Annotated in this window: 7 protein-coding genes, 1 pseudogene and 1 riboswitch; of the genes and pseudogenes, 2 read left to right on the top strand and 6 right to left on the bottom strand. The window is 49.2% G+C overall.

Features of this window, described 5'->3' with window-relative positions; all coding sequences use genetic code 11:
* A partial coding sequence (locus B4H10_RS00705; RefSeq protein WP_414673992.1) for a Ppx/GppA phosphatase family protein occupies positions 1-979 on the bottom strand: 979 nt, incomplete at its 3' end.
* Between the two features lie 211 nt (positions 980-1,190).
* On the opposite strand from B4H10_RS00705, the gene B4H10_RS00700 reads away from it, so the two are divergent.
* Entirely contained in the window at positions 1,191-2,720 is a 1,530-nt protein-coding gene (locus tag B4H10_RS00700) for a Ppx/GppA phosphatase family protein (protein ID WP_292018001.1), read from the top strand.
* Between the two features lie 186 nt (positions 2,721-2,906).
* Here the strand turns inward: B4H10_RS00700 and thiC are convergent, their stop codons facing one another.
* The gene (gene thiC, locus B4H10_RS00695) at positions 2,907-4,217 is read right to left on the bottom strand and encodes a phosphomethylpyrimidine synthase ThiC (RefSeq protein ID WP_292018000.1); all 1,311 of its coding nucleotides are present in this window, start codon (positions 4,215-4,217) and stop codon (positions 2,907-2,909) included.
* 66 nt (positions 4,218-4,283) lie between these two features.
* Positions 4,284-4,371: riboswitch (TPP riboswitch) on the bottom strand.
* Positions 4,372-4,607: 236 nt separating this feature from the next.
* Here thiC and B4H10_RS00690 point away from each other — a divergent pair.
* Positions 4,608-5,330: an SIMPL domain-containing protein gene (locus B4H10_RS00690; protein ID WP_059075904.1), complete on the top strand. Its 723-nt coding sequence runs from the start codon at positions 4,608-4,610 to the stop codon at positions 5,328-5,330.
* A gap of 234 nt (positions 5,331-5,564) precedes the next feature.
* Here the strand turns inward: B4H10_RS00690 and B4H10_RS00685 are convergent, their stop codons facing one another.
* The 4 genes and pseudogenes from B4H10_RS00685 to B4H10_RS00670 form a co-directional block, all read right to left on the bottom strand.
* Complete coding sequence (locus B4H10_RS00685; protein ID WP_059075903.1) at positions 5,565-6,842, bottom strand: lipase family protein; 1,278 nt, start codon at positions 6,840-6,842, stop codon at positions 5,565-5,567.
* 15 nt (positions 6,843-6,857) lie between these two features.
* On the bottom strand, positions 6,858-8,294 hold the full coding sequence (locus B4H10_RS00680; RefSeq protein WP_075581100.1) for an Rne/Rng family ribonuclease: 1,437 nt from the start codon (positions 8,292-8,294) through the stop codon (positions 6,858-6,860).
* A 51-nt stretch (positions 8,295-8,345) separates the two neighbouring features.
* A complete protein-coding gene (locus B4H10_RS00675; RefSeq protein WP_292017999.1) occupies positions 8,346-9,056 on the bottom strand; it encodes a TIGR03936 family radical SAM-associated protein in 711 nt (236 codons plus the stop codon).
* Positions 9,031-9,690, bottom strand: a pseudogene (locus B4H10_RS00670) (B12-binding domain-containing radical SAM protein); the annotation flags it as partial. The gene B4H10_RS00675 and the pseudogene B4H10_RS00670, both read right to left, overlap by 26 nt.

Here is a 9,690-nt window from a genome sequence, read left to right as displayed (position 1 = left end):
GCAGCAGTCCCCGCTGGTGATTCACAGAGGGATCTGCTGTCTGTTCGGCTACGTAATACAGGGAATAGCCTTCCGTAAAGGTCGTACTCATCAATACGATCATGTCGATTTCAATAGTCCGGAACAGTTCATAGTACAGCATAAACGTCGGCATGAGCACATTGGCCAGGCCTTCGGATAATTTAAAGCGCTGCATGAGCTTAAGCGGCGTCAGGCCGTGGAAGGATTCGACAAAATCGCGGAACATCTGCGGCCGGATCAGCGTGGCCCCATTCTGTGGCTCGATGTGCATCAGCTTGCCCAGGAGGACGGCGCTTTTGCCGGAAAGGACGATATAGCGGATGTCATGTTCGCGCACATTAGCCCAGAGCGGTGCCAGACTGCCATGAATGAATTCCCGCGCTGCTGTCGGAAACGAAATGTCTTCGCGCTGACGCTGTGTAAAGTTTTCCATAATCCGCAGTGAACCAAGATAGACATTCTGCTGGAACAGAAGATGGTCATCCTGCCAGCAGGTCAGGCCCATACCGCCAGAGGTAATGTCTACCAGCAGCACAGCATGACCAGCAAAATTAAAGGTCCCTTTCAGGACATGATAATAGAGGCCAAAAAACTTGTAGTAAATTTCTTTGGTCATGTGAACGACTTCGACTTTAAAGCCCGTGCGTACTTTAATCTGGTCGAGCGCATTCAGCATATTGTCGGCTTCCCGTATGGCTGTCGTCGTAATGACCCGTACGTCCTGTACATCATAGTCACGCAGCAATTGTTTGAAGCCGTTCAGAATGCGGCAGATTTCATTTAAGGAACGGAAACTGACGTGATGTGTCTTAAATACTTCTTCACCGTATTCCACTTCCTGGGATACATTTTCTATGATTGTCATATCATCCATCGCTGTGTACGATATGATTTTCATTGCCATATTTACAGTACCGATATGAATGATACCGGCATACTGCCTTACCCTGTTCTCCATAGTCAACCCTCACTCGTATTTAGTTTTAATATCTATATTATACATGATTTCAAGAGGTCATTTACCTATTTTCTGTATAATCTTTGTAAAAGATTTCTCTATTTTACTATAAAAAATTTCCGGCCCTTCTTTTTTTCTGATATAATATGTATTTAGCGACAAGTTGGTATTGCCCTTCGTCAGTCTGATTGAATATAAAGAGAGGTATGTTATGGAAAAAATAGCCATCATTGATCTGGGATCGAACTCCATCCGATTCGTAGCCCTGCAGATAGCAGATAATGGTGCGTATTCGTTTATGTATCAGGAAAAAGAAGCCATCCGTCTCGGCCACGGTCTGAGCGAAACGCAGATGCTGAGTGAAAAAGGCATGGAACGAGCCATGACCTGTCTTAAAGTCTACAAACACATGATGGATGTCGGTCATATCGAACATTGTATTGCCGTAGCCACAGCGGCTGTCCGCAATGCTTCCAACGGCGATGATTTTCTAAAGCGGATCAATAAAGAAACAGGCATTACCATGAATGTCATCACCGGTGAACGGGAAGCCTACCTGGGTTATCTGGGTGTCATTAATACGATCAACGTCCGTGATTTTGTTCTCTTCGACCTGGGCGGCGCCAGTGTTGAATTAACTCTCGTCCGCAATGGAGAAATTAAAAAATCCGTATCCGTGCCCATTGGTGCCGTAACGCTGACGGAAAAATTCAATACCTCCGGTGACCCCGACCCGGATGCCCTGGAAGCCTGTCAGAAATACGTCGGCAAACAGTTGGAAGAAGTCTCCTTTATCGCTGATGCAGGCCTGCCTCTCATCGGTATAGGCGGGACAGCTCGTAATTTTGCCAAGATGGACCAGCGCATCACAGGCTATGATTTATCCAAAATCCATAATTATATTCTATCATATGACAACTTCGAAAATTTATTCATCGAAATTACGACCCGTACGGCAGTAAATCGGAAAAAGATACCCGGTCTTTCTTCCGATCGTTCTGATTTAATCATCGCCGGGGCCCTGGTCATCGATACCTTATTTTCTCTCACGCGCAGTCAGGAACTCATCGTCAGCGGTTGCGGCCTGCGTGAAGGCCTGTTCTTCGAATACTACGCCGCTTATGCCAATATGGAAAAACCACGCTTCGACGATATCCTGGAACAAAGCATTTCTAATTTCCTCAAGGCCCTGCCCAACACGAACTACCAGCATATCCAGCAGGTAGAACGGGTAGCGACAATGCTCTTCGACCAGCTGCAGCCCCTGCACGGCTACGGTCCCAAGGAACGGCGGCTTTTGGTCACGGCAGCCCGCCTGCACGATGTGGGAAAAATCATCAACTATTACGATCATGCCCGTCATTCGGCTTTCATCATCGGCCATGCACCGATTTACGGCCTGACTCAGATGGAACAAATCGACGCCTCGTTCATCGCCGGATTCCATCATGGTATCAGCCGTAAAATCATGCGGTCCTATCGGTATGCCCATATGCCATCGGAAGAAGAATGGACGATGATCCGTCGCCTCTCTACCCTGCTGGCCCTGGCTGAAGCGTCGGACCTGACCTACGAACAGCTCGTGGATAATATCGAAGTAGCTCATGCAGAAAACGTCATCGTCCTCATCCTGACGGTCACACCGGGAGCTACCTACAATGCGGCCGATTATGAAATGAAGCAGCTTCTCAGTCAATTCAAGAAAGAATTCGGAGCATCTCTGCTGCTGGTATGGAAATAAAAGGCAAAGCTCCTTTCATAGTTTGTTTGACGTTTGTCAAAAATTAAATAATATACAAAATGCACCATTCATGATACATCAAACTTTCCCTATCATACTCTAAGGAAAACGGGACTGCCTGTGCTGGTACAAACCTTCACAGGCAATCCCGTTTTCTTTATCTATGAGAAATACTATCTGCTGCTATCAGCATTCATCGAGAAGAGATACGTCTTCTCCGGCCAGGATTTTCTTCATCGTCCGTGCCGGGCACATACGGCCGCACATGGAGCAAGTTCCTTCACATTCTGGTTTGCTCGATTCATAATATTTTCTGGCTTTGACCGGGTCAATGGCCAGGGAAATCATCTTTTCGAAGTCAACATCGACACGAGCCTTGCTCATGGCGTCGTCCCATTCCTGAGCACCCGGGATACCTTTAGCAAGATCTGCCGCATGAGCAGCCAGACGAGTAGCGATGATCCCTTCCTTGACGTCTTCTACGGACGGCAGGCGCAGATGTTCAGCCGGTGTGACATAGCAGAGGAAGTCAGCGCCGCAGGAACCAGCAATGGCACCGCCGATGGCACTGGTAATGTGGTCATAGCCCGGTGCGATATCGGTAACCAATGGCCCCAATACATAGAAAGGCGCTTCGTGACAGAGCCGCTTTTCAATCTTCATATTGGCAGCGATTTCTGTGAGAACCATGTGGCCCGGGCCTTCGATCATGACCTGTACGTTGTGGTCCCAGGCGCGTTTGGTCAGTTCGCCGAGCGTAATCAGTTCTTCAATCTGAGCGGCATCGGTCGAATCGTGTGTACAGCCAGGACGGCAGGCATCGCCCAGGCTCAGGGTAACGTCATATTTTTCACAGATGTCGAGGAGACGATCGTAATATTCATAGAACGGATTTTCTTTCTTATTCATTTCCATCCATGCAAATAGCAGTGAACCGCCACGGGAAACGACGTTCGTCAGACGCGGATTGCGTTTAATCCGTTCTGCTGTTTTCAGGTTCATGCCACAGTGGATAGTCATGAAATCTACACCATCTTCAGCATGTTGTTCGACGACCGAGAAAAATTCGTCGACCGTGATATCTTTCAGGTCTTTATCGAGCATACCGACGGCATCGTACATCGGTACCGTACCGATCATAGCCGTAGACATGCCAACCAGTTTGCGGCGGAAATCACGGGTCTTGCCGAAGTTGGACAAATCCATGATGGCTTCGGCTTTCATATCGATAGCACTCTGGACTTTCTGCAGTTCTTCTTCATGGTTATTATGTTCCGGCGATACACCGAGATTGACATTGATTTTGGTGCGGCAGTTCTTGCCAATGCCTTCCGGGCTGAGTGCCGTATGCAGTTTGTTGGCAGGGATAGCTACCTTGCCGCTGGCAACGAGTTCCATCAGTTTTTCAACAGGCATCTGTTCCTTTTTAGCAACGATTTCCATCTGCGGCGTAACGATACCTTTACGTGCTGCATCCATCTGTGTGGTGTAGTTCATGACACATCCTCCTAAACATATCCAAAAATACATAACAAAAAAGCCCACCCCCGCAGGGTGAGCTATCATATCCGGTAACAGCTTCCCTACGTCGGCATTACCCGAATCAGGTTAAAGGGTCATTCTCAGCCTTGCGGCGCCCCTAGCTTTTTATCCTTCGCTTATTATAGTACACCCTGTTCATAATTACAAGTCATATTTTTATGCAGACCAGTAAATCGCCGTGGCAGCAGAGAGGCTATACAGGACGAATATCACAGTTTCTTCACAATTTGAAACTAATTGCTCTATATATCGTTTGTCGTATTTTCAGAAGAGACATTTTACTGTATAATATTCTTATCAGAAATCCAATCTGAGGATACAATAAAGTAAGGAGGTACTCTACATATGAAATATCGTTTCTTAAAAGCTCTGACCCTGACAGTCCTGCTGGCAACAGCCAGCGCTGCTGCTCCTGCCGTTACAGAAGCAGCCGAACAGGCCCCATCAGTCATTAATGTGACGGGATACGCAGAACAACAGGTCGCCCCGGATACAGCCTACATCACCATTGGCATGGAAAGCACGGCCAGCAATGCCCAGAAGGCCCGCAGTGACAATAACCTGGTCATGAACCAGGTTGCCAATGCCGTCAAGGCTCTGGGGGTCACTAAGGATGATCTGAAGACGACAAACTTCAATATGACCCCGAATTATGATACGAATGGCAGGAAGATTGTCTCTTACACCGTGACAAACAATCTGCGCATCCGCGTTTCTGATTTTGATCTTATCCCGCGCATCATCGAAAAAGCGGGCCAGGCCGGTGCCAACCGCGTCATGGGAATGACGTTTACCAATGAACACGCCGATACCATTAAAAACAACCTGATAAAGGAAGCTGTCCATAACGGCCGCAGTGCCGCTGAAGCTGCCGCTACGGCTGCAGGCGGACAGCTCGGAAAAGTAAAAGAAATCAATATCAGCGGCCGTACGCCATCTTATTCCAGCGTTTACGCCGGAGCTATGAATGCCCGCCTGATGAAAGCCGAATCGGCCGATATGGCACCGGTCGAAGCCGGTACAAACACACTGAGTGAAACCGTCAGCATGACCTTCTATATCCAGTAAGAGACTATATAGTCTTCCTGATAGAGGCGGACTGATAGAGGCGGACTGATAGAGGCGGATCTATGCATCCCCTGACAGGGATATCCATAAGAGGCGGCGACAAAATGAACCCAATCGTTCATTTCGTCGCCGCCTCTTTTCGTTTATGGAAAACACGGATGTCTCCATTCCAGCGCACAGGCATTTACATAACAGTTATAAATAGTAAATAACCGTTTTTAACTCTTTATAACTCTATATTCTTATTTGCTTCTGACAATATAGAACTGCCAGAATCGGAGTAAACAGGCTCGTATCGGTGGTGTACTCCTCTGCCGACAGGAATCTCCCCTGCTGATCGTATATATGCCGGGATACGCTGATGCGGTATGTATGTTCTTCTTCTTTCTGCTTTTGTACCGTAATATATTCCTGCATGATATACGGCTTGTGCAGCCGTGCTGCGGCCCGGCACGATTCAGCCATAGACTCGCCAAAGGCCGGTGAAAAAGCCGCTCCATTGATAGAACGATACAAGGTATGATGAATGACGGCCCGCATATACGGCATATCATCCTGGATATCTTCATCAAGGGTGAACACAGGCGGCGCCACGTATATATCAGAATGGACGACAGGGTGTCGTTCAATGAAAACCGGGCTGCCGGTCTGCTGTTCATACGCCCACAAACTATCATAATAGTTACGGAGTGCTGCATCGGCATAGACGATCATGCGATGGCGGAAATGATACGAATCAGGACTATCCTTCCAGACAATTTTCGTTCCAAACTGATCATACGGTGTATGCAGCGCCTGCAGGATATGCTGGACCGGATCTCCTTCTATGACAACGCGTTCCAGATTCATGGCCTGTCCATAGGCATCTGCAAAGGCCTGGTTTCCTACAGCAGGCGCACCAAAGGAGATAACGTGTATATCTCCCGGTGAATAACCACGATCTGCCATACGGGCACCGATGAGCGCGGCGGCAGCACCACCCAGGCTGTGACCTGTCACAAGCAGTTCAGCTTGCCTGTTAGCGATGATGGAAGACAATGTATCTGCTACTTTTTTTCCCCCGAGATCCGCATCGAGGATTGTCCGGGCGTAGTCATCGAAGCCTTTGTGTACTGACGGGATTTCCCGGCCGGACTCCAGTCCGTCTTCCCGGTGAAAGGGAACTGAGTGGGTTCGCAAATCACTTTTGATATCTTTTTTGTCTACTGTTCCCGATATAGCCAGGATATAGCGGGCCGGGTGTTCTTCTACGGCTTTTTTGTGTAAGACGATAAATTCAACCTGTGAGGACTTATTGATACGGGTAACGCTCTCCAGCTGCCATCCTTCATCCCGGTATTCCGACTTTGCCAGTTGTCCCGGCTTATCGTCGTACGATGCCAGCGATGCCATAGCCGCTTCATACCGGACTTTAGACTGGAGATATGCGTTTTGCCCATCTGCCGCCAGCACACTGGAGCACATACCTGCAAAAAAAAGGCAGCTCGTCACTGCCTTTACGATTGGATTCATATGAGACGCCTCCTTTTATGGATGCCACGATAAGATAGAAAAGACTTCCCGGTTCGGATGATCGGACACTTCGAAGTGGAGGGTCCGCGATAATTCTTGTTCCAGTCTTTCCCGCCGTTTCCGTTCCTTCAGAAAATCCACCACGTCCTGGTGGGCACTAATCAGGAAATCTCCTTTTACGTGACGCACCTGTACCATATGGCGAAGGCGCCGGATAATCTGGATAGCTACCGTTTCAGGAGAATAGAGATATCCCGAACCGCCGCAGACGTTACACGGACTGAACTGGACCTGATGAAGTCCCTGGCGTGATTTCTTCCGCGTAATTTCTACCAGATTCAATGCGGTCATGCCCATGACATGGGTTTTGGTACAATCCTGGGCGGTTTCCCGTTCGAGGATGTCCAGGATTTCCTTTCTCCGGTTCGACTGGGCCATATCGATGAAATCAATGATGATGATGCCTCCAATATCACGGAGACGCAGCTGGCGCGCAATTTCCACGGCAGCCTCTTTATTGACGTGAAAAATCGTATCCTGAAGAGTGCTGCTCCCCGTATACCGGCTGCTGTTGACATCAATGACAGTCAATGCTTCGGTCCTGTCAAATATGAGATTGCCGCCGGAAGGAAGAGGCACTTCCCGGGCCATCAGGCAGCGGAGTTGTTCTTCCAGATGGTACAATTCAAATACGGGCTCATCACCCTGATACAGACTGACCCGTTGTCTCCAGCCGTCATCGGGCAGGACCTGACATATCCTGTCATAGGCTTCTTTGTCATCGACAATGATTTTTTTTACATCATCCGTACAATAGTCACGGATTGTCCTCATGACCAGGTCGGCTTCGCGGTACAGCAATTTGGGCTTGCGTGCCAGTTCGTACCGGCGCAGTACGCTTTGCCACGTATGCAGGAGATACGTAATATCCGCCGTGAGGTCCTTTTCTGCTATATCTCTGGCGACGGTCCGGATAATGATGCCCATGCCTTCCGGTTTCAACTGGCTGGCTATGGCACGCAGGCGGTCCCGTTCCTTTTCATCGCGGATTTTCTTGGAAACGCCGATATAATCCACTGTCGGCATCAGCACGGCATAGCGGCCGGCCAGGCTGATATTGGCCGTCACTTTCGGGCCCTTGCTGCCCTGTTCTTCCTTTACGACCTGGACGAGAACACTCTGACCGACAGAAATGCGGGTCTGCTGGATCTGTTCCTTCGTCGCTGCCCGCGGGAATAGGTCGCCAAGGAAGAGAAAGGCATTTTTCCTGCGTCCTATATTGACAAAGGCGGCCTGCATAGCCGGCAGGATATTCTGTATCGTCCCTCTGTATATATGATTGACAATGTGATTTTCATCATTCCGCTCTACGGAAAAGTCACGCAGCATCCCTTCTTCCAGAATGGCTATCCTCGTTTCCTCCGGCATGATATTGCCAATAATTGTCTTCATCCGTCTTCACCTGCCTTTGCAATGACGCTGCCTTCCGTCTTTTACTATATGCTATACACCATCAAACAGCGAATAATTCGTTCCATTTTTGCGGACATAGATGCCTCGCCGCCAGGCCAGAACGAGATCTGCCTGTACAGGCAGACCGAACTGTGCCATCAGCACGTCCCATAACTGCTGCGGTTTGATAGCCCCGTCTTCCGTCTCCAGAATTCCCGCACGAAGGCAGATGCCATCCTTTTCTACTATGCCAGACACCGGTTCGACGATATGGTTTTTCACGGCTATAAGGCGTACTTTGTGGCCTTTCTTGACTGATACCTTTTCATAGGTCACATCGGATGCTTCATTGAATGCCTGGAGAATACCGTCCAGTTCATCCTGACTTACCGGGCGCACAGCGGGTCCTTTGATATCATACACGGCATAGTTGGCAACTGCCATGAGTTTGGGAGCTTTGGCATCGATGTACTTTCCGTCCCGGACGGAAAAACCGTCGGGCGAAGCAGCGTTCATCCGTTCTATGACATCGGTGACGGGTACGGGTTCTGCCAGTTCCATATCGAGGTATTCCACATCGGCACCGACGCCGACGCCCAGAGCCGAAGCAAAGCTCAGTTTCATATGGGGGTTGAACCCTTCGGAATACAAAACAGGCAGTCCGGCACGGATGATGATGTAGCGCACACAGCGGGCAAAATCCAGATGAGAAAGAAATTGCAGTGCCCCTTCTTTTTTAACAGCTAAGCGTAATCTTTCCATGGCTGTCTCCTTCCTTATAGTCTTTGACATGGACACCGAGCGAAGGACAGACGCCACAGCCAGTACAGCTCAGATGGCGGCAGTCATGAGTCAGGCTGCCTTCGACAGCTTTCTGCCATTCTTTCTTGAGAAAGGCTTTACCCGCCCCATCGGAGAGATGATCCCAGGGAAGTGGTTCTTCCGTAGACCGCGTACGGGCGGCATAATAATCGGGATCGACACCGGCATTCTTAAAGGCCTGCATCCATTTATCATAGTCAAACAATTCTGTCCAGCCATCAAATTTACAGCCCAGTTTCCACGCTTCATAGAGCACGCGGCCCATGCGGCGGTCTCCCCGGGCAAAGGTGGCTTCCATACGGCCCGTTTTGGCATCATGGTAGTGATAGGATATATGTTTGTCCCGGATCAGCCCTTTGAGATATTGCTGACGGCGCTGGATTTCTTCAACCGGCAGCTGGCCATACCACTGGAAGGCCGTATGCGATTTGGGTACAAAACTGGATACGGAAACGGTCACTTTCCCATTATTTTTATGGGTAATCTGGCGGTATAGATTCAATACTTTATAGGCCAGGTCGGCAATGCCGGCCAGGTCTTCATCGGTTTCCGTAGGAAGGCCCATCATGAAGTA

It is taken from the genome of Megasphaera sp. UBA4382 (assembly GCF_002391155.1).
Lineage (GTDB): Bacteria > Bacillota > Negativicutes > Veillonellales > Megasphaeraceae > Megasphaera > Megasphaera hexanoica.
This window is presented reverse-complemented; position numbering and strand designations above follow the sequence as displayed.

Excerpts from the sequence above, each read along its gene's own strand:
- B4H10_RS00680 (WP_075581100.1), bottom strand. The coding sequence starts at position 8,294 with ATGAAGACAATTATTGGCAATATCATGCCGGAGGAAACGAGGATAGCC.
- B4H10_RS00700 (WP_292018001.1), top strand. The coding sequence starts at position 1,191 with ATGGAAAAAATAGCCATCATTGATCTGGGATCGAACTCCATCCGATTC.
- B4H10_RS00690 (WP_059075904.1), top strand. The coding sequence starts at position 4,608 with ATGAAATATCGTTTCTTAAAAGCTCTGACCCTGACAGTCCTGCTGGCA.
- B4H10_RS00685 (WP_059075903.1), bottom strand. The coding sequence starts at position 6,842 with ATGAATCCAATCGTAAAGGCAGTGACGAGCTGCCTTTTTTTTGCAGGT.
- B4H10_RS00675 (WP_292017999.1), bottom strand. The coding sequence starts at position 9,056 with ATGGAAAGATTACGCTTAGCTGTTAAAAAAGAAGGGGCACTGCAATTT.
- thiC (WP_292018000.1), bottom strand. The coding sequence starts at position 4,217 with ATGAACTACACCACACAGATGGATGCAGCACGTAAAGGTATCGTTACG.